At 57.7% G+C, this 21,167-nt stretch carries 21 protein-coding genes; 17 read left to right on the top strand and 4 right to left on the bottom strand.

The features are described from left to right. The first annotated feature begins 11 nt into the window (after positions 1–11). From livK to ugpQ, 10 genes are all read left to right on the top strand, one after another. Positions 12–1,121, top strand: coding sequence for a high-affinity branched-chain amino acid ABC transporter substrate-binding protein LivK (gene livK / locus N2K86_RS21080; protein WP_260659849.1), 1,110 nt, complete (start codon positions 12–14; stop codon positions 1,119–1,121). Between the two features lie 46 nt (positions 1,122–1,167). Beyond that, positions 1,168–2,094 (top strand): high-affinity branched-chain amino acid ABC transporter permease LivH, encoded by a 927-nt coding sequence (livH, locus tag N2K86_RS21075; protein ID WP_040078237.1) that lies wholly within the window; start codon positions 1,168–1,170, stop codon positions 2,092–2,094. Then, the gene (livM, locus tag N2K86_RS21070) at positions 2,091–3,368 is read left to right on the top strand and encodes a branched chain amino acid ABC transporter permease LivM (protein ID WP_260659848.1); all 1,278 of its coding nucleotides are present in this window, start codon (positions 2,091–2,093) and stop codon (positions 3,366–3,368) included. The genes livH and livM overlap by 4 nt, the downstream gene beginning before the upstream one ends. After that, on the top strand, positions 3,365–4,132 hold the full coding sequence (gene livG / locus N2K86_RS21065; RefSeq protein ID WP_008500101.1) for a high-affinity branched-chain amino acid ABC transporter ATP-binding protein LivG: 768 nt from the start codon (positions 3,365–3,367) through the stop codon (positions 4,130–4,132). Before livM ends, livG begins: the two co-directional genes overlap by 4 nt. Before the next feature lies 1 nt (position 4,133). Continuing rightward, positions 4,134–4,847: a high-affinity branched-chain amino acid ABC transporter ATP-binding protein LivF gene (gene livF, locus N2K86_RS21060; RefSeq protein ID WP_260659847.1), complete on the top strand. Its 714-nt coding sequence runs from the start codon at positions 4,134–4,136 to the stop codon at positions 4,845–4,847. A gap of 252 nt (positions 4,848–5,099) precedes the next feature. Beyond that, positions 5,100–6,416 carry a sn-glycerol-3-phosphate ABC transporter substrate-binding protein UgpB gene (gene ugpB, locus N2K86_RS21055; protein WP_260659846.1) on the top strand — a complete coding sequence of 439 codons (1,317 nt, stop codon included), beginning with the start codon at positions 5,100–5,102 and terminating at the stop codon, positions 6,414–6,416. A 134-nt stretch (positions 6,417–6,550) separates the two neighbouring features. Then, positions 6,551–7,438 carry a sn-glycerol-3-phosphate ABC transporter permease UgpA gene (gene ugpA / locus N2K86_RS21050; protein WP_260659845.1) on the top strand — a complete coding sequence of 296 codons (888 nt, stop codon included), beginning with the start codon at positions 6,551–6,553 and terminating at the stop codon, positions 7,436–7,438. Further along, complete coding sequence (ugpE, locus tag N2K86_RS21045) at positions 7,435–8,280, top strand: sn-glycerol-3-phosphate ABC transporter permease UgpE (RefSeq protein WP_260659844.1); 846 nt, start codon at positions 7,435–7,437, stop codon at positions 8,278–8,280. The genes ugpA and ugpE overlap by 4 nt, the downstream gene beginning before the upstream one ends. A 1-nt stretch (position 8,281) precedes the next feature. Next, positions 8,282–9,352, top strand: a complete 1,071-nt coding sequence (locus N2K86_RS21040; protein ID WP_047360482.1) for a sn-glycerol-3-phosphate import ATP-binding protein UgpC — start codon at positions 8,282–8,284, stop codon at positions 9,350–9,352. Further along, the gene (ugpQ, locus tag N2K86_RS21035; RefSeq protein WP_260659843.1) at positions 9,349–10,095 is read left to right on the top strand and encodes a glycerophosphodiester phosphodiesterase; all 747 of its coding nucleotides are present in this window, start codon (positions 9,349–9,351) and stop codon (positions 10,093–10,095) included. Before N2K86_RS21040 ends, ugpQ begins: the two co-directional genes overlap by 4 nt. On the opposite strand, the gene N2K86_RS21030 is transcribed toward ugpQ, so the two are convergent. Then, on the bottom strand, positions 10,079–10,456 hold the full coding sequence (locus N2K86_RS21030) for a DUF2756 family protein (protein WP_260659842.1): 378 nt from the start codon (positions 10,454–10,456) through the stop codon (positions 10,079–10,081). The two genes, ugpQ and N2K86_RS21030, sit on opposite strands and share 17 nt — an antisense overlap. Before the next feature lie 123 nt (positions 10,457–10,579). Here N2K86_RS21030 and ggt point away from each other — a divergent pair, with 123 nt between their 5' ends. Further along, entirely contained in the window at positions 10,580–12,325 is a 1,746-nt protein-coding gene (gene ggt, locus N2K86_RS21025; protein ID WP_260659841.1) for a gamma-glutamyltransferase, read from the top strand. 105 nt (positions 12,326–12,430) lie between these two features. On the opposite strand, the gene yhhY is transcribed toward ggt, so the two are convergent. Then, entirely contained in the window at positions 12,431–12,919 is a 489-nt protein-coding gene (gene yhhY / locus N2K86_RS21020; RefSeq protein ID WP_260659840.1) for an N-acetyltransferase, read from the bottom strand. A gap of 310 nt (positions 12,920–13,229) precedes the next feature. Here yhhY and N2K86_RS21015 point away from each other — a divergent pair, with 310 nt between their 5' ends. The 5 genes from N2K86_RS21015 (at position 13,230) to gntU (ending at position 18,171) form a co-directional block, all read left to right on the top strand. After that, positions 13,230–14,267 carry an oxidoreductase gene (locus N2K86_RS21015; RefSeq protein ID WP_260659839.1) on the top strand — a complete coding sequence of 346 codons (1,038 nt, stop codon included), beginning with the start codon at positions 13,230–13,232 and terminating at the stop codon, positions 14,265–14,267. Between the two features lie 123 nt (positions 14,268–14,390). Then, a complete protein-coding gene (locus N2K86_RS21010) occupies positions 14,391–15,086 on the top strand; it encodes a pirin family protein (RefSeq protein ID WP_221552040.1) in 696 nt (231 codons plus the stop codon). 91 nt (positions 15,087–15,177) lie between these two features. Then, a complete protein-coding gene (gene gntR / locus N2K86_RS21005; RefSeq protein ID WP_089598541.1) occupies positions 15,178–16,173 on the top strand; it encodes a gluconate operon transcriptional repressor GntR in 996 nt (331 codons plus the stop codon). 126 nt (positions 16,174–16,299) lie between these two features. Then, positions 16,300–16,827, top strand: a complete 528-nt coding sequence (gene gntK / locus N2K86_RS21000) for a gluconokinase (RefSeq protein ID WP_008503362.1) — start codon at positions 16,300–16,302, stop codon at positions 16,825–16,827. Positions 16,828–16,830: 3 nt separating this feature from the next. Further along, entirely contained in the window at positions 16,831–18,171 is a 1,341-nt protein-coding gene (gene gntU, locus N2K86_RS20995) for a gluconate transporter (RefSeq protein ID WP_010436459.1), read from the top strand. Between the two features lie 53 nt (positions 18,172–18,224). On the opposite strand, the gene N2K86_RS20990 is transcribed toward gntU, so the two are convergent. Beyond that, positions 18,225–18,617, bottom strand: a complete 393-nt coding sequence (locus N2K86_RS20990; RefSeq protein ID WP_260659838.1) for a hypothetical protein — start codon at positions 18,615–18,617, stop codon at positions 18,225–18,227. A 426-nt stretch (positions 18,618–19,043) separates the two neighbouring features. Next, positions 19,044–19,637 carry an NAAT family transporter YhgN gene (gene yhgN, locus N2K86_RS20985; protein WP_003861574.1) on the bottom strand — a complete coding sequence of 198 codons (594 nt, stop codon included), beginning with the start codon at positions 19,635–19,637 and terminating at the stop codon, positions 19,044–19,046. 177 nt (positions 19,638–19,814) lie between these two features. Between yhgN and asd the strand changes: the two genes are divergently transcribed. Then, positions 19,815–20,918, top strand: coding sequence for an aspartate-semialdehyde dehydrogenase (gene asd, locus N2K86_RS20980; protein WP_260659837.1), 1,104 nt, complete (start codon positions 19,815–19,817; stop codon positions 20,916–20,918). Positions 20,919–21,167: the final 249 nt, after the last annotated feature.

The following is a 21,167-nucleotide window of genomic DNA, read 5'->3' as shown; positions in this document are numbered from 1 at the left end:
GGGATTCAGAGATGAAAAGGAACGCGAAAGCAATAATCGCGGGAATGGTCGCACTGGCAATTTCGCAGGCGGCTATGGCGGATGACATAAAAGTTGCTGTGGTCGGTGCGATGTCCGGTCCTGTTGCCCAGTGGGGTGATATGGAGTTCAACGGCGCACGTCAGGCCATCAAGGACATCAATGCCAAAGGCGGCATCAAAGGCGACAAGCTGGTGGGCGTGGAATATGACGACGCCTGCGATCCAAAACAGGCCGTCGCGGTTGCCAACAAAATCGTCAACGACGGTATCCAGTACGTCATCGGTCACCTGTGCTCATCGTCCACGCAGCCCGCGTCTGATATTTACGAAGACGAAGGCATTCTGATGATCACCCCTGGCGCAACGAATCCTGAGCTGACCCAGCGTGGCTATCAGCACATCATGCGTACCGCCGGTCTGGACTCCTCCCAGGGGCCAACCGCCGCGAAATACATCCTCGAGACCGTCAAGCCACAGCGTATCGCCATCATTCACGATAAGCAGCAGTACGGCGAAGGCCTGGCGCGCTCCGTGCAGGACGGCCTGAAAAAAGGCGGCGCGAACATCGTCTTCTTCGACGGCATTACCGCTGGTGAGAAAGACTTCTCCGCGCTGATTGCCCGTCTGCAAAAAGAAAACATCGACTTCGTTTATTACGGCGGCTACTACCCGGAGATGGGCCAGATGCTGCGCCAGGCGCGCGCCACCGGCCTGAAAACCCAGTTTATGGGGCCAGAGGGCGTGGGCAATGCCTCCCTGTCAAACATCGCGGGCGATTCTGCCGAAGGCATGCTGGTCACGATGCCAAAACGCTATGACCAGGATCCGGCCAACAAGGCTATCGTAGAGGCGCTCAAGGCGCAGAAGAAGGATCCGAGTGGTCCATATGTCTGGATCACCTACGCGGCAGTGCAGTCTCTGGCAACCGCGCTGGAGCGTACCGGCAGCAAAGAGCCGCTGGATCTGGTGAAAGATTTAAAAGCACACGGGGCGAACACCGTGATTGGGCCGCTGAACTGGGATGAGAAAGGCGATCTGAAGGGATTTGAATTTGGTGTCTTTAAGTGGCACGCCGACGGTTCGTCCTCGGCCGCCAAATAACTATCCCACCGCCCGGCTCACCGGGCGGGTATAAAAAGGTTTGCATATGTCCGAGCAGTTTCTCTATTTCCTGCAGCAGATGTTTAACGGCGTCACGCTGGGAAGCACCTACGCGCTGATCGCCATCGGCTACACGATGGTTTACGGCATTATCGGCATGATCAACTTCGCCCACGGCGAGGTGTACATGATCGGTAGCTACGTCTCCTTTATGATCATTGCCGCGCTGATGATGATGGGCATCGACAGCAGCTGGCTGCTGGTCGCCGCCGGGTTTGTCGGCGCGATTGTGATTGCCAGCGCCTACGGCTGGAGCATCGAACGCGTGGCCTACCGGCCCGTGCGCAGCTCCAAACGTCTGATTGCGCTGATCTCCGCCATCGGGATGTCCATCTTCCTGCAAAACTACGTCAGCCTGACCGAAGGCTCGCGCGACGTGGCGCTGCCAAGCCTGTTTAACGGCCAGTGGATTGTGGGAGCCAGCGAAAACTTCTCTGCCTCTATCACCACCATGCAGCTGGTTATCTGGATTGTGACCTTCCTGGCGATGCTCGCCCTGACCATTTTCATCCGCTACTCCCGGATGGGACGCGCCTGCCGCGCCTGCGCGGAAGACCTGAAGATGGCAAGCCTGCTTGGCATCAACACCGACCGCGTGATTGCCCTGACCTTCGTGATCGGCGCAGCGATGGCGGCGGTGGCAGGCGTGCTGCTCGGCCAGTTCTACGGCGTAATTAACCCGTACATCGGCTTTATGGCCGGGATGAAAGCCTTCACCGCAGCGGTGCTGGGCGGTATCGGCAGTATTCCGGGCGCGATGATCGGCGGCCTGATCCTGGGCGTGGCGGAAGCGCTTTCCTCGGCGTACCTGAGCACAGAATATAAAGACGTGGTGTCGTTTGCCCTGCTGATTCTGGTTCTGCTGGTGATGCCTACCGGTATTCTGGGTCGTCCGGAGGTAGAGAAAGTATGAAACCGATGCATTTTGCAATGGCGCTGCTCTCTGCCGCCATGTTCTTCGTGCTGGCGGGCGTCTTTATGGGCGTCCAGTTAGAGCTGGACGGTACTAAGCTGGTGGTGGATACCGCCGCTGATATTCGCTGGCAGTGGGTCTTTATCGGCACCGCCGTGGTGTTCCTGTTCCAGCTGCTGCGTCCGGTCTTCCAGAAGACGCTGAAAAACGTCTCCGGGCCGAAATTTGTGCTGCCCGCTATCGACGGTACGACCGTGAAGCAGAAGCTGTTCCTCGTGGCGCTGCTGGTCGCTGCCGTAGCCTGGCCGTTTGTGGTATCGCGCGGGACCGTGGATATCGCCACCCTGACCATGATCTACGTGATTCTGGGTCTCGGTCTGAACGTGGTGGTGGGGCTCTCCGGCCTGCTGGTGCTGGGCTACGGCGGCTTCTACGCCATCGGTGCCTACACTTTTGCGCTGCTGAACCACTATTATGGCCTCGGCTTCTGGACCTGCCTGCCGCTGGCGGGGCTGGTCTCTGCCGCCGCGGGCTTCCTGCTCGGCTTCCCGGTGCTGCGCCTGCGCGGTGACTACCTGGCGATTGTGACCCTGGGCTTCGGCGAAATCGTCCGTATCCTGCTGCTCAACAACACCGAAGTGACCGGCGGCCCGAACGGCATCAGCCAGATCCCGAAACCGACCTTCTTCGGCCTGGAGTTCAGCCGTACCGCCCGTGAAGGTGGCTGGGACACCTTCAGCAACTTCTTTGGCATCAAGTACGACCCGTCCGACCGCGTGATCTGGCTCTATCTGGTGGCGCTGCTGCTGGTGGTGATTACCCTGTTCGTGATCAACCGCCTGCTGCGCATGCCGCTGGGCCGCGCGTGGGAAGCGCTGCGCGAAGATGAAATCGCCTGCCGCTCCCTGGGCCTGAACCCGACCCGCATCAAGCTGACCGCGTTCACCATCAGCGCCGCGTTTGCCGGTTTCGCTGGAACGCTGTTTGCCGCGCGTCAGGGCTTCGTCAGCCCGGAATCCTTCACCTTTGCCGAATCCGCCTTCGTGCTGGCGATTGTGGTGCTCGGCGGGATGGGCTCGCAGTTCGCCGTTATCCTGGCGGCCATCCTGCTGGTGGTCTCGCGCGAGCTGATGCGCGACTTTAACGAATACAGCATGCTGATGCTGGGTGGTTTGATGGTGCTGATGATGATCTGGCGTCCGCAGGGTCTGCTGCCGATGACGCGTCCACAGCTGAAGCTTAAGAATGTGGAAGCGAAAGGAGAGCAGGCATGAGTCAGCCATTATTATCCGTTAACGGTCTGATGATGCGTTTTGGCGGCCTGCTGGCGGTCAACAACGTGAATCTGGATCTGCACAAGAAAGAGATTGTCTCCCTGATTGGTCCGAACGGCGCGGGGAAAACCACCGTGTTTAACTGCCTGACCGGCTTCTACAAGCCGACGGGCGGCACCATCATGCTGCGCGACCAGCACCTGGAAGGGTTGCCGGGCCAGCAGATTGCCCGCATGGGCGTGGTGCGTACCTTCCAGCACGTGCGTCTGTTCCGCGAGATGACGGTGATTGAGAACCTGCTGGTGGCACAGCATCAGCAGCTCAAAACCGGGCTGTTCTCCGGTCTGCTGAAAACCCCGGCCTTCCGCCGCGCGCAGGATGAAGCGCTTGACCGCGCCGCCACCTGGCTCGACCGCATCGGCCTGCTGCAGCACGCCAACCGTCAGGCGAGCAACCTGGCCTACGGCGATCAGCGTCGCCTTGAGATTGTGCGCTGCATGGTGACGCAGCCGGAAATCCTGATGCTCGACGAACCGGCGGCAGGCCTCAACCCGAAAGAGACCAAAGAGCTGGACGAGCTGATTGCCGAGCTGCGCGATCATCACGACACCACCATTCTGCTGATTGAGCATGACATGAAGCTGGTGATGGGCATTTCGGACCGTATCTACGTGGTAAACCAGGGCACACCGCTGGCGAACGGCACGCCGGAAGAGATCCGCAACAACCCGGACGTGATCCGCGCATACCTTGGTGAGGCATAAGATGGAAAAAGCGATGTTAACGTTCGACAAGGTCAACGCGCACTACGGCAAGATCCAGGCGCTGCACGACGTCAGCCTGCACATCAATCAGGGCGAAATCGTCACCCTGATCGGGGCCAACGGGGCGGGTAAAACCACGCTGCTCGGTACCCTGTGCGGCGACCCGCGCGCCACCAGCGGGCGGATTGTGTTCGATGGTAAAGACATTACCGACTGGCAGACCGCCAAAATCATGCGTGAAGCGGTGGCGATTGTCCCGGAAGGGCGTCGCGTGTTTTCCCGCATGACGGTGGAAGAGAACCTGGCGATGGGCGGGTTCTTCGCTCACCGCGATGAATACCAGACCCGCATCAAGTGGGTGTACGAACTCTTCCCGCGCCTGTTGGAGCGCCGCATCCAGCGTGCGGGCACCATGTCCGGCGGTGAGCAGCAAATGCTGGCGATTGGCCGCGCGCTAATGAGCCAGCCGCGTCTGCTGCTGCTGGATGAACCATCGCTCGGTCTTGCGCCGATCATCATCCAGCAGATTTTCGACACTATTGAACAGCTGCGTAAAGAGGGGATGACCATCTTCCTCGTCGAGCAGAACGCCAACCAGGCGCTGAAGCTCGCGGATCGCGGTTACGTGCTGGAGAACGGCCGCGTGGTGCTGGAGGATACCGGCGACGCGCTGCTGGCAAACGAGGCGGTGCGGAGCGCGTATTTAGGCGGATAGGTAAAAGCAAAAAGGCAACGCAAGTTGCCTTTTTTAGTGTTTTCTCCCTCTCCCTGTGGGAGAGGGCCGGGGTGAGGGCACCAGACCGCACCCAACCCTCTAACACCCTTCACACAACCATCATCCCCCTGACGCCTGGCTGTCACTTATCTGTAAACAAACAGTTATTTTTCTGTCATTCGAGCATGTCATGTTACCTCGCGAGCATAAAACGCGTGATATCGCGCATCCGGCACAATAAGAGAGATGACAATGACATCGTTACGACACACAGCTTTGGGTCTGGCAATCGGTCTGGCTTTTGCGACGAACGCAATGGCTGTGACCACCATTCCGTTCTGGCATTCCATGGAAGGGGAGTTGGGTAAAGAGGTTGACTCCCTGGCGCAGCGTTTCAACGACACCCACCCGGATTACAAAATTGTGCCGGTGTACAAAGGCAACTACGAGCAGAGCCTGAGCGCGGGCATCGCCGCCTTCCGTACCGGCAACGCGCCCGCCTTGTTACAGGTTTATGAAGTGGGTACCGCGACCATGATGGCCTCTAAAGCTATCAAACCGGTCTACGAAGTGTTCAAAGACGCAGGCATCAACTTCGACGAATCCCAGTTCGTGCCGACCGTTTCTGGTTATTACACCGATTCCAAAACCGGCCATCTGCTGTCGCAGCCGTTTAACAGCTCCACGCCGGTGCTGTACTACAACAAAGACGCCTTCAAAAAAGCCGGTTTAGACCCGGAGCAGCCGCCTAAAACCTGGCAGGACCTGGCGGAGTACACCGCGAAGCTGAAAGCGGCGGGGATGAAGTGTGGCTACGCCAGCGGCTGGCAGGGCTGGATCCAGATTGAAAACTTCAGCGCCTGGCACGGCCTGCCGGTTGCGACCAAAAACAACGGTTTCGACGGCACCGATGCGGTACTGGAGTTCAACAAGCCGGAGCAGGTGAAGCACATCGCGCTGCTTGCCGATCTGAACAAGAAGGGTGACTTCAGCTACTTCGGGCGTAAAGACGAATCCACCGAGAAGTTCTACAACGGCGACTGCGCCATTACCACCGCCTCGTCCGGCTCGCTGGCGGATATCCGTCACTACGCCAAATTTAACTACGGCGTGGGCATGATGCCGTACGACGCCGACGTGAAGGGCGCGCCGCAGAACGCCATCATCGGCGGCGCGAGCCTGTGGGTGATGCAGGGCAAAGACAAGGGCACCTACAAAGGTGTAGCCGAGTTCCTCGACTTCCTGGCGAAGCCGGAAAATGCCGCCGAATGGCACCAGAAGACCGGCTACCTGCCGATCACCAAAGCCGCGTATGACCTGACCCGCGAGCAGGGCTTCTACAGCAAGAACCCGGGGGCGGATATCGCCACGCGCCAGATGCTGAACAAGCCGCCGTTGCCGTTCACCAAAGGCCTGCGTCTGGGCAACATGCCGCAGATCCGCACTATCGTGGATGAAGAGCTGGAAAGCGTGTGGACCGGGAAGAAAACGCCACAGCAGGCGCTGGACGCTGCGGTAGAGCGCGGGAATCAGCTACTGCGCCGCTTTGAGCAGTCGACGAAATCGTAAAAAAATGCCCGGTGGCGCTGCGCTTACCGGGCCTTCGGGTTAATGCGGCCTGATGCCCTCACCCCAACCCTCTCCCACGGGGAGAGGGAGAAAACCAAAACCGCCACCCGGCATTGTTCAGGAATCTAATCTCAATGTCCTCATCCCGTCCGGTGTTTCGTTCCCGCTGGCTGCCGTACCTGCTGGTCGCGCCGCAGCTGGTCATCACCGTTATTTTCTTTATCTGGCCTGCGGGCGAAGCGCTGTGGTACTCGGTACAAAGCGTCGATCCGTTCGGGCTCTCCAGCCAGTTTGTCGGGCTGGACAACTTCACCGCGCTGTTCCACGACAGCTACTACCTGGACTCCTTCTGGACGACGATGAAGTTCAGCGCGCTGGTTACCGTCAGCGGCCTTTTAGCCTCGCTGTTCTTCGCCGCGCTGGTGGACTACGTGGTGCGCGGCAGCCGTATTTATCAAACGCTGATGCTGCTGCCTTACGCCGTGGCTCCCGCCGTCGCCGCCGTATTGTGGATCTTCCTGTTTAACCCGGGGCGTGGGTTGATTACCCACTTCCTGGCCGAACTGGGCTACGACTGGAACCACGCTCAGAACAGCGGCCAGGCCATGTTCCTGGTGGTGTTTGCCTCGGTGTGGAAGCAGATCAGCTACAACTTCCTGTTCTTCTTCGCCGCGCTGCAGTCCATCCCCCGTTCGCTAGTGGAGGCCGCCGCCATAGACGGCGCAGGCCCGATCCGCCGCTTCTTTAAGCTTTCGCTGCCGCTGATCGCCCCGGTGAGTTTCTTCCTGCTGGTGGTTAACCTGGTATACGCCTTCTTCGACACTTTCCCGGTGATCGACGCGGCGACCGCGGGTGGTCCGGTGCAGGCGACAACGACGCTTATCTATAAGATCTACCGCGAAGGGTTTGCAGGGCTGGATCTCTCGGCCTCCGCCGCGCAGTCCGTGGTGCTGATGTTCCTCGTCATCATCCTCACGGTGGTGCAGTTCCGCTATGTCGAAAGTAAGGTGCGCTACCAATGATTGAGAACCGTCGCGGGCTGACGATTTTCAGCCACACCATGCTGATTTTAGGGATTATCATCATCCTGTTCCCGCTGTACGTGGCCTTTGTGGCCGCCACGCTGGACACCAAAGCGGTGTTCGATACGCCGATGACGCTGATCCCAGGCGGGCACCTCTTCGAGAACATGAAGACCATCTGGACCCAGGGCGTGGGCGCTAACAGCGCGCCGTTCTGGCTGATGATGCTTAACAGCTTTATCATGGCGTTTGGCATCACCGTGGGCAAAATCACGGTGTCGATGCTCTCGGCCTTCGCCATCGTCTGGTTCCGCTTTCCGTTGCGTAACCTCTTCTTCTGGATGATCTTCATCACCCTGATGCTGCCGGTTGAAGTACGTATCTTTCCGACGGTGGAGGTGATTGCCAACCTCAAGATGCTCGACAGCTACGCGGGGTTGACCCTGCCGCTGATGGCCTCGGCGACCGCCACCTTCCTGTTCCGCCAGTTCTTTATGACCCTGCCGGACGAGTTGATTGAAGCGGCGCGCATCGACGGTGCGTCGCCGATGCGCTTCTTCCGCGACATCGTGCTGCCGCTGTCGAAAACCAACCTCGCGGCGCTGTTTGTGATCACCTTTATCTACGGCTGGAACCAGTATCTTTGGCCGCTGCTGATTATTCAGGACGTCAACCTCGGCACCGCCGTGGCGGGCATCAAAGGTATGATCGCCACCGGCGAAGGCACCACCCTCTGGAACCAGGTGATGGCGGCAATGCTGCTCACCCTTATCCCACCCGTAGTCATTGTTTTAGCCATGCAGCGCGCGTTTGTCCGCGGCCTGGTCGATAGCGAGAAATAAAATGGCAGGTTTAAAACTTCAGGCAGTCACCAAAAGCTGGGACGGCAAAACCCAGGTTATTCAGCCGCTGACGCTCGACGTGGCGGACGGGGAATTTATCGTGATGGTCGGCCCTTCCGGCTGCGGCAAATCGACGCTGCTGCGCATGGTGGCGGGGCTGGAGCGCGTGACGTCCGGGGATATCTGGATTGATCGCCAGCGCGTCACCGAAATGGAGCCGAAAGACAGAGGCATCGCGATGGTGTTCCAGAACTATGCCCTCTATCCGCACATGAGCGTGGAAGAGAATATGGCCTGGGGGCTGAAAATCCGCGGCATGGGCAAAGGTCATATCGACGAGCGCGTCAAAGAGGCGGCCCGCATTCTGGAGCTGGACGGCCTGCTCAAGCGCCGCCCGCGCGAGCTCTCCGGCGGCCAGCGCCAGCGCGTGGCGATGGGCCGCGCCATCGTGCGCGATCCGGCGGTATTCCTGTTCGACGAGCCGCTGTCAAACCTCGACGCCAAGCTGCGCGTGCAGATGCGGCTTGAGCTACAGCAGCTGCACCGTCGTCTGAAAACCACCTCCCTGTACGTGACCCACGATCAGGTCGAAGCCATGACCCTCGCCCAGCGCGTAATGGTGATGAACAAAGGTATCGCCGAGCAGATTGGCACACCCGTGGAGGTGTACGAAAAACCGGCTACCCGCTTTGTGGCGAGCTTTATCGGCAGCCCGGCCATGAACCTGCTGGAAGGGCGCATCAGCAGCGCGGGCACGCACTTTGAGCTGGAAAGCGGGATGGCATTGCCGATCAACTGGTACTATCGTGGCTACGCCGGGCGTAAGATGACGCTCGGTATCCGCCCGGAACATATCGGTTTAACCTCTCAGGCGGACGGCGGCGTGCCGCTGGTGATGGACACGCTGGAGATGTTGGGTGCAGATAACCTGGCGCACGGGCGCTGGGGCGAACAAAAAATGGTGGTGCGCTTGCCGCATCAGGAGCGCCCTAAAGCTGGCAGCACGCTGTGGCTACACCTGCCGGAAAACCATCTGCACCTGTTTGACGGTGAAACAGGACAACGAGTATGAGCAACTGGCCTTATCCCCACGTCGTCGCCCACCGCGGCGGCGGTAAGCTGGCGCCGGAAAATACGCTGGCGGCGATTGACGTTGGCGCGCGCTACGGTCACACGATGATCGAGTTCGACGCCAAGCTGTCGAAAGACGGCGAAATTTTCCTGCTGCATGACGATAACCTCGAACGCACCAGCAACGGCTGGGGCGTGGCGGGTGAACTGCCGTGGCGCGATCTGCTGAAGGTAGACGCCGGAAGCTGGTACAGCGGCGAATTCAAAGGCGAACCGCTGCCGCTGCTGGCGGAAGTGGCCGATCGCTGTCGCCAGCACGGCATGATGGCCAATATTGAAATCAAACCGACCACCGGCTCCGGGCCGTTGACGGGTAAAGTCATTGCGCTGGCCGCACGCGAGCTGTGGGAAGGGATGACCGCGCCGCTGCTGTCGTCGTTTGAAATTGACGCGCTGGAAGCGGCACAGGCGGCCGTACCGGAACTGCCGCGCGGGCTGCTGCTGGACGAGTGGCGCGAGGACTGGCGCGAGCTGACCACCCGCTTAGGCTGCGTATCTATCCACCTGAACCACAGGCTGCTGGACGAAGCGCGGGTGAAGATGTTGAAAGCGGCAGGTCTGCATATTCTGGTTTACACCGTCAACAGGCCCCAGCGTGCAGCCGAACTGCTGCGCTGGGGCGTCGACAGCATTTGTACCGATGCGATTGACCGCATCGGCCCGAACTTTAGTTCTGCGGATTAAGCATACTGCCGTTCGACTGCGGCGGCAGCATATGCTGCTGACCGCTGTTCAGGGTTGACCCCCCACCTAACATCCCGCCGTTTTTATTCGGCAGCGGCTGCTCGCGTACCTGACCCTGCTGGATGCGCTGGGTATTGGCGTTCATCTGGTTTTGCAGGCTCTGCTGCTGCATTTGGGTTTGCGTTTTCAATTGTTGATTAAGCATCCCTTTCTGCTGCTGTTGCTGGCTCATCATCTCCGTTTGCATCCGCTGCTGGCTGGGAATGACGTAACCCGGCTGGTTCGGGTTGTTCATGGTATTGAGTGGCTGTGCGAGCGCGGCAAAGGGAAGCAGTGCCGTAAGAATCATCAAGCGTTTCATCGTCATCTCCTCCTTTTGAGGTTTCTCTTAAGTTTACCCCGATTTCACCATGACGATGATTTTTTAGGAGTTGTGAACCAGGCTTAAGCGGGGAGTATGGACCCTTTCACCTGGAGAACAATAATGATGAAACCAACGTTTTTGCGCTGGGTAGCGATCGCTGCGCTGATGGCCGGCGGCACATTTGGCGTGGCGGCCAACCCGCCCGCGGCACCGCCTGTTTCCTACGGCGTGGAGGAAGATGTTTTCCATCCCGTGCGGGCGACGCATGGCATGGTGGCCTCGGTTGACGCGCTGGCCACCCAGGTGGGCGTCGATATTCTCAAACAGGGTGGTAACGCGGTGGATGCAGCGGTTGCGGTAGGGTACGCGCTGGCGGTCACGCACCCGCAGGCGGGTAACCTCGGCGGCGGCGGGTTTATGATGCTGCGCACCAAAGACGGGAAAACCACCGCCATCGACTTCCGCGAAATGGCGCCCAATCAGGCCTCCCGCGATATGTTCCTTGACGAACAGGGCAACCCGGACAGCAAGAAATCCCTGACCTCGCACCTCGCCTCCGGCACGCCGGGAACCGTTGCCGGCTTCTCGCTGGCGCTGGAAAAATACGGCACGCTGCCGCTGAACAAAGTGGTGCAGCCTGCTATCAAACTGGCGCGCGACGGCTTTGTGGTGAACGACGCCCTGGCGGACGATCTCAAAACCTACGGCAGTGAAGTCATTCCCAAACACGAAAACAGCAAGGCGATCTTCTGGAAAGAGGGCGAACCGCTGAAGAAGGGCGATAAGCTGGTGCAGAAGAACCTCGCCAAAAGCCTGGAGCTGATTGCGGAGCAGGGCCCGGACGCCTTCTATAAAGGGGCGATTGCCGATCAGATTGCCGACGAAATGCAAAAGAACGGGGGGCTTATCACCAAAGCGGATCTGGCGGAATACAAGGCGGTGGAGCGCGAGCCGATTAGCGGCACCTACCGCGGGTATGAGGTCTTCTCCATGCCACCACCTTCCTCCGGCGGCATTCACATCGTGCAGATCCTCAATATTCTTGAGAACTTCGATATGCACAAGTTCGGCTTCGGCAGCGCGGACGCTATGCAGGTGATGGCGGAAGCGGAAAAACGCGCCTACGCTGACCGCTCGGAATATCTCGGCGATCCGGACTTCGTGAAGGTGCCGTGGCAGGCGCTGACCAACAAGGCCTATGCCAAATCGATTGCCGATGAGATCGACATCAACAAGGCTAAGCCGTCGAGTGAGATCCGTCCCGGCAAGCTGGCGCCGTACGAGAGCAACCAGACCACCCACTTCTCGGTGGTGGATAAAGACGGCAACGCGGTGGCGGTGACTTATACCCTCAATACCACCTTTGGTACAGGCATCGTGGCGGGCAACAGCGGCATTCTGCTGAACAACGAGATGGATGACTTCTCTGCTAAACCGGGCGTACCAAACGTCTACGGGCTGGTCGGCGGCGATGCGAATGCGGTCGGGCCGAAGAAGCGCCCGCTGTCGTCCATGTCGCCCACCATCGTGGTGAAAGACGGCAAAACCTGGCTGGTGACCGGCAGCCCGGGCGGGAGCCGGATTATCACGACCGTGCTGCAGATGGTGGTGAACAGCATCGACTTTGGGATGAACGTCGCCGAAGCGACCAACGCGCCGCGTTTCCATCACCAGTGGCTGCCGGACGAGCTGCGCGTGGAAAAGGGCTTTAGCCCGGACACCATCAAGCTGCTGGAACAGCGCGGTCAAAAGGTGGCGGTGAAAGAGGCGATGGGTAGTACCCAGAGCATTATGGTGGGGCCGGACGGCGCGCTGTTTGGGGCGTCGGACCCGCGTTCGGTGGATGATTTGACGGCGGGGTATTGATTGTTCCCCTCACCCTAACCCTCTCCCCATAGGGGAGAGGGAATTGCACGGTGCGGTCATTTCCCCCTCGCCCCTATGGGGAGAGGGCCGGGGTGAGGGGGTGTTTTACTTCATCCGCGCCATATAATACGCATCCACATACTCGCCGTTGCGCAGAGCAAATTTCCTGCCGGTCCCTTCGATTTCAAAACCAAAATTTTTATAGAGGGCAACAGCCGCGGGGTTATCGGCAAAGACCGTCAGTTCGATACGTTCAATGCGTAACCAGTTGTCACACAGGTTGATCATTTCGCTCATGAGCCTGCGGCCTACGCCGCGTCCCTGCATATCCGCAGCCACGCTAATGCCGAATGTGGCAACATGGCTGCGACGCGGGTTTTCCATCACGTCCAGCGCCATATGTCCAATGACGCGCTGGTCCAGACAGGCAACAAGATGGCGCCGGCCTGGTTTTGTCACAACGCGTTCGTGCCACATTTCCATAGAAGGATGAGGGAGCTGTAGCGTGTCGTGATACACATCAGGATGCGACATGATGTCACGTAAAGCTTCTGCATCGCTGGGTTCGATGTGGCGTATCACTATCTCACTCATTCCTTGTTCCTCAGTCAGTTAAAAGTCCCTTCCAACATCAGTGACTTTAAAATTTGAGTCAACCGCTATTTTTTGCAAAAAGTATTGGACAAGTGCGAATGAGAATGATTATTATTGCTCTGCATTCAGGAAGACCTCCTACGGGAACCTGAAAGCACGACATTGCTCACATTGCTTCCAGTATTACTTTAGCCAGCTTTTAGCTGGCTTTTTTTTGTCTTTTTTCTCCCTCTCGCCGTGGGAGAGGGCTGGGGTGAGGACAAAATTTGCGCTATGGTTGCACTCAGTAACCTTCCAAAAGGACTGAGCCATGACGCTGCATTGTGCATTTATTGGATTTGGCAAAAGCACCACCCGCTACCATCTTCCGTATGTTCTCAACCGTAAAGACAGCTGGCATGTAGCCCATATCTACCGTCGGCGCGCAAAGCCGGAAGAGCAATCTCCGCACTATTCCCACATTCATTTCACCAGCGATCTTGATGAGGTGTTAAACGATCCGCAGGTCAAACTGGCGATCGTCTGTACCCATGCCGACAGCCATTTCGACTACGCGAAACGCGCGCTTGAAGCGGGTAAAAACGTGCTGGTGGAAAAACCGTTCACCCCGACCATTGCTGAAGCTAAGGAACTCTTTGCGCTGGCGAAAAGCAAAGGACTGACCGTTACGCCGTATCAGAACCGTCGCTTTGACAGCTGCTTCCTGACAGCGAAAAAAGCGATTGAAAGCGGCAAGCTCGGCGACATCGTGGAAATCGAAAGCCACTTTGATTACTACCGCCCGGTGGCGGAAACCCAACCCGGCCTGCCGCAGGACGGTTCGTTCTATGGTCTTGGCGTGCACACCATGGACCAGATCATCTCCCTGTTTGGCCGCCCGGATCACGTGGCGTACGACATCCGCAGCCTGCGCAATAAAGCCAACCCGGACGATACCTTTGAAGCACAGCTGTTCTACGGCGACCTGAAAGCCATCGTCAAAACCAGCCATCTGGTGAAAATCGACTATCCGAAATTTATCGTTCACGGCACCCGAGGCTCGTTTATCAAGTATGGCATCGACCAGCAGGAGACCAGCCTGAAGGCCAATATCATGCCGGGCGAACCGGGCTTTGCAGCGGATGATTCCGTAGGCGTGCTGGAGTACATGAACGACGAGGGCGTGACGATCACGGAAGAGCTGAAACCGGAAACCGGTGACTATGGCCGCGTCTATGATGCGCTGTATGAAACCCTCACCACCGGCACGCCGAATTACGTCAAGGAATCTGACGTACTGACCAACCTTGAAATCCTCGAACGGGCCTTCGAACAGGCCTCTCCTGCCACGATAACCCTCGAGAAATAAGCAAAAACGGCTCCTCTGCGCTTGTTCATAATTTTTGAACAGAGGAGTCAATTTTCACCCTCTATGATCCCAGACCGTTTGCGTCCACACTTACTCCATCGAAACGAACTGAGGGTGAAAACAATGATCTACTTACGCAAAGCAAACGAACGTGGTCACGCGAATCATGGCTGGCTGGACTCATGGCATTCATTCTCGTTTGCCGACTACTACGACCCGAACTTCATGGGCTTCTCCGCACTGCGCGTGATTAACGACGACGTGATTGATGCTGGCCAGGGCTTCGGTACCCACCCGCACAAAGACATGGAAATCCTGACCTATGTGCTCGAAGGTGCCGTGGCGCACAAAGACAGCATGGGTAACGAAGAGCAGGTTCCGGCCGGTGAGTTCCAGATTATGAGTGCGGGTACCGGGGTGCGTCACTCTGAGTACAACCCGAGCAAAACGGAAAAACTGCACCTGTATCAAATCTGGATCATTCCAGAAGAGACCGGCATCACGCCGCGCTACGAGCAGCGCCGCTTCGACGCTAAACAGGGCAAACAGCTGGTGCTGTCCCCGGATGCGCGTGAAGGTTCCCTGAAAGTGCATCAGGATATGGAGCTGTACCGTTGGGCGCTGGCAAAAGACGAACAGTCTGTGCATCAGATTGCCGCCAACCGCCGCGTCTGGATCCAGGTGGTGAAAGGTGAAGTGTCCATCAACGGCACCAAAGCAACAACCGCCGATGGTCTGGCCGTCTGGGATGAGCAGGCGCTCTCCGTGCATGCCGACAGCGAAAGCGAAATCCTGCTGTTTGACCTGCCGCCGGTATAAATAATTACTCAACCTTCCCTTTAAACGGGGAAGGTTGAGCTTTGTCCGTGATAAACTGAGAAAATCTCTCACTTCAAGATTTCTCAGGACGATGAAAAAGAAACGCCCCGTACTTCAGGATGTCGCCGATCGCGTCGGTGTGACCAAAATGACGGTCAGCCGTTTTTTACGTAACCCGGAACAGGTTTCCGTGGCGTTACGTGGCAAGATTGCCGCTGCCCTTGATGAACTGGGTTATATCCCCAACCGCGCACCCGATATTCTCTCCAATGCGACCAGCCGTGCGGTGGGTGTCCTCCTTCCTTCCCTGACCAACCAGGTTTTCGCCGAGGTGTTACGCGGTATTGAAAGCGTGACCGATGCCTTTGGCTATCAGACCATGCTCGCGCACTACGGGTACAAGCCGGAACTGGAAGAAGAACGTCTTGAATCCATGCTTTCCTGGAACATCGACGGCCTGATTTTAACGGAACGTACCCATACCGCCCGCACGCTGAAAATGATTGAAGTGGCCGGTATTCCGGTGGTGGAGCTGATGGACAGCCAGTCGCCGTGCCTCGACATCGCCGTTGGGTTCGATAACTTTGAAGCGGCGCGTCAGATGACGGCGGCGATCATCGCGCGCGGTCATCGCCACATTGCCTATCTGGGTGCGCGTCTGGATGAACGTACTATCATCAAACAGAAGGGATACGAGCAGGCGATGCTCGACGCCGGTTTAACCCCGTACAGCGTGATGGTGGAGCAATCCTCCTCCTATACGTCGGGTATTGAGCTGATGCGTCAGGCGCGACGCGAGTATCCACAACTGGACGGTATTTTCTGTACCAACGATGACCTTGCGGTTGGCGCAGCGTTTGAGTGCCAGCGTTTGGGGCTGAAGATCCCTGACGATATGGCGATTGCCGGTTTCCACGGCCACGACATAGGCCAGGTGATGGAGCCGCGTCTGGCGAGCGTTCTGACCCCGCGTGAACGCATGGGTCGCATTGGTGCAGAACGCCTGCTGGCGCGCATTCGTGGTGAGGCAGTTACCCCTAAAATGTTAGATTTAGGTTTCACCTTGTCACCGGGTGGATCTATTTAATCCGACAAATTTGAAGTAGCTCACACTTATTCACTTCGCGCACGTTTGGATATTGCTTCTCTTTTGCCCCGGCAGGACAATGTTACCGATAACTGTTACCCGTAACAATTGACTGAGGGACACCCTTTGAGCACGACTAATCACGATCACCACGTTTACGTCCTGATGGGCGTGTCCGGTAGCGGTAAATCTGCCGTGGCGAGCGAAGTGGCGCATCAACTCCAGGCTGCGTTTCTTGATGGCGACTTCCTCCATCCGCGCAGCAACATCATGAAAATGGCCTCCGGCGAGCCGCTGAACGACGACGATCGCAAACCGTGGCTGCAGGCGCTGAACGATGCCGCCTTTGCGATGCAGCGTACGAACAAAGTTTCCCTGATCGTCTGCTCCGCGCTGAAAAAAACCTACCGCGACCTGCTGCGTGACGGCAACCCGAACCTCTCCTTCATCTATCTGAAGGGCGATTTCGAGGTGATTGAAAGCCGTCTGAAGGCGCGTAAAGGTCACTTCTTCAAAACCCAGATGCTGGTCACGCAGTTTGAAGCGCTGCAGGAGCCGGGTGAAGATGAGAAAGACGTCTTAGTGGTTGATATCGATCAGTCACTGGAAGGTGTTGTTGCCAGCACCATCGAGGTCATTAATAAAAGGCAGTAAGTTTTGAGTACATTAACGCTTGTTTTGACAGCAGTGGGTTCCGTTTTACTGCTGCTGTTTTTAGTGATGAAGGCGCGCATGCATGCCTTCGTTGCTTTGATGGTGGTTTCTATTGGTGCAGGTCTCTTTTCCGGTATGCCGCTCGATAAAATCGCGGCGACCATGGAAAAAGGGATGGGCGGTACGCTGGGCTTCCTGGCGATTGTGGTCGCGCTCGGCGCGATGTTTGGCAAGATTTTGCACGAGACGGGCGCGGTCGATCAGATTGCCGTCAAGATGCTGAAATCCTTCGGGCACAGCCGCGCGCACTACGCGATTGGCCTGGCCGGTCTGATTTGCGCGCTGCCGCTGTTCTTTGAAGTGGCGGTTGTGCTGCTGATTAGCGTGGCGTTCTCCATGGCGCGCCATACTGGCACCAACCTTGTGAAGCTGGTCATTCCGCTGTTTGCGGGCGTGGCGGCGGCTGCGGCGTTTCTGCTGCCGGGACCCGCGCCGATGCTGCTGGCCTCCCAGATGCACGCTGACTTTGGCTGGATGATCCTGATTGGTCTGTGTGCGGCGATCCCGGGGATGATTATCGCCGGTCCGCTCTGGGGCAACTTCATCAGCCGTTACGTTGAGCTGCACATTCCGGATGACATCACCGAGCCGCACCTGGGCGAGGGCAAAATGCCGTCCTTCGGCTTCAGCCTGTCGCTGATCCTGCTGCCGCTGGTGCTGGTGGGTCTGAAAACTATTGCCGCACGCTTTGTGCCGGTGGGTTCCAGCGCTTATGAATGGTTCGAGTTCATCGGTCACCCGTTCACGGCGATCCTGGTGGCCTGTCTGGTGGCGATTTACGGCCTGGCGATGCGTCAGGGCATGCCGAAAGACCGCGTGATGGAGATTTGTGGTGCCGCGCTGCAGCCTGCGGGGATCATCCTGCTGGTGATCGGTGCGGGCGGCGTGTTCAAGCAAGTGCTGGTGGATTCCGGCGTGGGCCCGGCGCTCGGCGAAGCGCTGACCGGAATGGGCCTGCCGATTGCGGTCACCTGCTTCGTACTGGCTGCGGCGGTGCGTATCATTCAGGGCTCCGCGACCGTGGCGTGTTTAACAGCCGTCGGTCTGGTGATGCCGGTGATTGAACAGCTGAACTACTCCGGTGCGCAGATGGCGGCGCTCTCTATCTGCATCGCGGGTGGCTCGATTGTGGTCTCTCACGTCAATGACGCAGGCTTCTGGCTGTTCGGTAAATTTACCGGCGCCACCGAAGCGCAAACCCTGAAAACCTGGACGCTGATGGAAACCATCCTCGGCACCACGGGTGCGATCGTCGGGATGATTGCGTTTACGCTGCTGAGCTAACGAGGCCGTATGTTGTCGGGTGGCGGCTTCGCCTTACCCGACCTACAAAAAACTCAGGTCCCGTAGGCCGGGTAAGCGTAAGCGCCACCCGGCTTTTTTACAGCGGCACGATGCCTTCCTTTGTGCGCTAACAGCATTTGCGTTAACAGCTGGCAATATCGCCGTAACTGATCCACTTCCGGTTCGAATACCGGCACGTCCAGCGGCAGGTCATCCACCGTCAGGCTGGCTTTTAAATATCCCGGAACAGGTTCAAGCAGCGTAGGCTGGAGCAGTGCGAGGCAGGCTGAGAGCCGTCCGCACAGCACCATCTTCTGTATTGGATCGTCACATTCAACCAGCACGCCGACAAACTGCGAGCAGTTGTCTGCCAGTTCGGTGAAATCAGTGGTGTGATCGAATGGAGTAGTAAATAAAGCGTGAGAAAAGTGAGGGGTAGTCGTCACATGACTGCCTCGAATGAGTGAAGAGACCGCCAAAGGAGGGACCAACCTCACTGGTGGCGGACTGAACGGCGTTGGTCCTACCGGCCTCATCAGCTACCGGCGCGCCTTACGGCGCCACCGTCCAGCCCACCATTGAGGTGTAACTGGCCACGCGATAAAAAAGCGTTTTATCACGGATGAGGATTACAGGGGACCAACCCTGACGCCTGATTTTGCAGGCGCGGCAAGAAGATGCTGCGTTGGGGGCGGGGTGGCAAGAGAGGCTCTGGAAGGCGGCTCGCAAAACGAATGAATATTTAAAATTTTTGCGGCCACAGACCTCAGTGACCGTATGTGTGTCGGGTGGCGCTTACGCTTACCCGACCTACAAAAAACTCAGGTCCTGTAGGCCGGGTAAGCGTAAGCGCCACCCGGCTTTTTTACATCCTAACCTTTCATCCACGCCCGAATTCCGTCCAGGAACATTTGCGTCGCCATCATCACCAGAATCAGCCCCATCAGGCGCTCCAGCGCGTTCACCCCTTTCTCACCCAGCAGGCGCAGGAAAAGCGATGACTGCAGCAGGATGATAAACGTCCCGCCCCAGGCAATCAGCAGGGCAATCACCAGATGGCTCATCTGGTTCGGATACTGATGCGACAGCAGCATCAGCGTCGCCAGAATGGTTGGCCCGGCGACCAGTGGAATCGCCAGCGGCACAATAAACGGCTCTTCACCCGCAGGCAGGCCGCTGCTGCTGCCTTCGGCGCTCGGGAAAATCATCTTAATGGCAATCAGGAACAAAATTATCCCGCCGGAAATGGAGACCGTTTCCGCGCGCAGGTTCAGGAATGCGAGGATCTTCTCCCCGGCAAACAGGAAGATAAACATTACCAGCAGGGCGATGAGCAGCTCGCGGATCATGATCGCCCGGCGGCGCTTCGGCTCGGTGTGCTTTAACACCGACATGAAAATCGGCAGGTTTCCCAGTGGATCCATTATCAGGATCAATAAAACCGCCGCGGAAATGATTTCACTCATGTAAATTATCCCTGAAACTCTCTATGGTTATTATGATAATTAGCTGTATTTCTGATTGCCGGGCAATCATCGATTAATTTCGCTTGCGACTTTGGCAGCATTTTGTAATGTGAAGCATATCCCAGTTCAATACTGGCTTGCACAATCAGCACACACCCTCAGCAGGAAAAAAATGCTATGAAAAACGTTGGTTTTATCGGCTGGCGCGGTATGGTCGGCTCTGTACTCATGCAACGCATGGTTGAAGAGCGCGATTTCGACGCCATCCGCCCGGTCTTCTTCTCCACTTCCCAGCTCGGCCAGGCTGCCCCGTCCTTTGGTGGTACCACAGGCACGTTGCAGGATGCTTACGATCTGGAAGCGCTGAAGGCACTCGACATTATTGTGACCTGCCAGGGCGGCGATTATACCAACGAAATCTATCCAAAGCTGCGTGAAAGCGGCTGGCAGGGCTACTGGATTGACGCAGCCTCTTCGCTGCGTATGAAAGACGATGCCATCATCATTCTCGACCCGGTGAACCAGGGCGTCATCACCGATGGCCTGAACAACGGCGTAAAAACCTTTGTTGGCGGTAACTGTACCGTCAGCCTGATGCTGATGTCCCTCGGCGGCCTGTTCGCGCAGGATCTGGTGGAGTGGGTCTCCGTGGCGACCTACCAGGCCGCGTCCGGCGGCGGCGCGCGTCATATGCGCGAGCTGCTGACCCAGATGGGCCAGCTGCACCACAGCGTCGCGACCGAGCTGGCAAACCCGGCGTCCGCGATTCTTGATATCGAACGTAAGGTCACTCAGCTGACCCGCAGCGGCGAGCTGCCGGTGGATAACTTCGGCGTACCGCTGGCCGGTGGCCTGATCCCGTGGATCGACAAACAGCTGGATAACGGCCAGACCCGCGAAGAGTGGAAGGGCCAGGCTGAGACCAACAAAATCCTCGCGACCGCGAACACCATTCCGGTTGACGGTCTGTGCGTGCGTATCGGCGCGCTGCGCTGCCACAGCCAGGCTTTCACCATTAAACTGAAAAAAGATGTGTCTATTCCGACCGTGGAAGAGCTGCTGGCTGCACACAACCCGTGGGCGAAAGTGGTGCCAAACGATCGCGATGTCACCATGCGTGAACTGACCCCGGCCGCCGTGACCGGCACGCTGACCACGCCGGTTGGTCGTCTGCGCAAGCTGAACATGGGGCCAGAGTATCTCTCCGCGTTCACCGTCGGCGATCAGCTCCTGTGGGGGGCCGCCGAACCGCTGCGCCGCATGCTGCGCCAGCTGGCGTAATAATTTGTTAACTACCGGGGGTGATTTTCACCCCCTTTTTTTGCGTACTACATGGAGTAACACGCGGATGTCTTATTTTTTATCAGGAGTCATTTAGAGCGTTGGCTATGCTTTAAGGAAGAGTCATTTCTTACCTGAGGTTCGAACGGAGCAGAAAGGATGCACATATTTGTGCTGTCCCGTTCAGGTCACATTAAAAGTCGTCCCGGAGCGCGTAAAAAGGACGACATAAAAAACAGGATGAATACC

The sequence above is a fragment of the Enterobacter mori genome (assembly GCF_025244905.1).
GTDB classification, from domain to species: domain Bacteria; phylum Pseudomonadota; class Gammaproteobacteria; order Enterobacterales; family Enterobacteriaceae; genus Enterobacter; species Enterobacter mori_A.
The sequence above is the reverse complement of the archived record's forward strand: the minus strand, read 5'-3'. Positions and strand labels throughout refer to the sequence as shown.

Bases quoted from the DNA above. Each gene is read 5' to 3' on its own strand.
- livF (WP_260659847.1), top strand. From the start codon at position 4,134: ATGGAAAAAGCGATGTTAACGTTCGACAAGGTCAACGCGCACTACGGC.
- ugpQ (WP_260659843.1), top strand. From the start codon at position 9,349: ATGAGCAACTGGCCTTATCCCCACGTCGTCGCCCACCGCGGCGGCGGT.
- ugpA (WP_260659845.1), top strand. From the start codon at position 6,551: ATGTCCTCATCCCGTCCGGTGTTTCGTTCCCGCTGGCTGCCGTACCTG.
- ugpB (WP_260659846.1), top strand. From the start codon at position 5,100: ATGACATCGTTACGACACACAGCTTTGGGTCTGGCAATCGGTCTGGCT.
- yhgN (WP_003861574.1), bottom strand. From the start codon at position 19,637: ATGAGTGAAATCATTTCCGCGGCGGTTTTATTGATCCTGATAATGGAT.
- livG (WP_008500101.1), top strand. From the start codon at position 3,365: ATGAGTCAGCCATTATTATCCGTTAACGGTCTGATGATGCGTTTTGGC.
- N2K86_RS21015 (WP_260659839.1), top strand. From the start codon at position 13,230: ATGACGCTGCATTGTGCATTTATTGGATTTGGCAAAAGCACCACCCGC.
- livM (WP_260659848.1), top strand. From the start codon at position 2,091: ATGAAACCGATGCATTTTGCAATGGCGCTGCTCTCTGCCGCCATGTTC.
- gntR (WP_089598541.1), top strand. From the start codon at position 15,178: ATGAAAAAGAAACGCCCCGTACTTCAGGATGTCGCCGATCGCGTCGGT.
- ggt (WP_260659841.1), top strand. From the start codon at position 10,580: ATGATGAAACCAACGTTTTTGCGCTGGGTAGCGATCGCTGCGCTGATG.
- asd (WP_260659837.1), top strand. From the start codon at position 19,815: ATGAAAAACGTTGGTTTTATCGGCTGGCGCGGTATGGTCGGCTCTGTA.
- ugpE (WP_260659844.1), top strand. From the start codon at position 7,435: ATGATTGAGAACCGTCGCGGGCTGACGATTTTCAGCCACACCATGCTG.
- N2K86_RS21030 (WP_260659842.1), bottom strand. From the start codon at position 10,456: ATGAAACGCTTGATGATTCTTACGGCACTGCTTCCCTTTGCCGCGCTC.
- yhhY (WP_260659840.1), bottom strand. From the start codon at position 12,919: ATGAGTGAGATAGTGATACGCCACATCGAACCCAGCGATGCAGAAGCT.
- livH (WP_040078237.1), top strand. From the start codon at position 1,168: ATGTCCGAGCAGTTTCTCTATTTCCTGCAGCAGATGTTTAACGGCGTC.
- N2K86_RS21010 (WP_221552040.1), top strand. From the start codon at position 14,391: ATGATCTACTTACGCAAAGCAAACGAACGTGGTCACGCGAATCATGGC.
- livK (WP_260659849.1), top strand. From the start codon at position 12: ATGAAAAGGAACGCGAAAGCAATAATCGCGGGAATGGTCGCACTGGCA.
- N2K86_RS21040 (WP_047360482.1), top strand. From the start codon at position 8,282: ATGGCAGGTTTAAAACTTCAGGCAGTCACCAAAAGCTGGGACGGCAAA.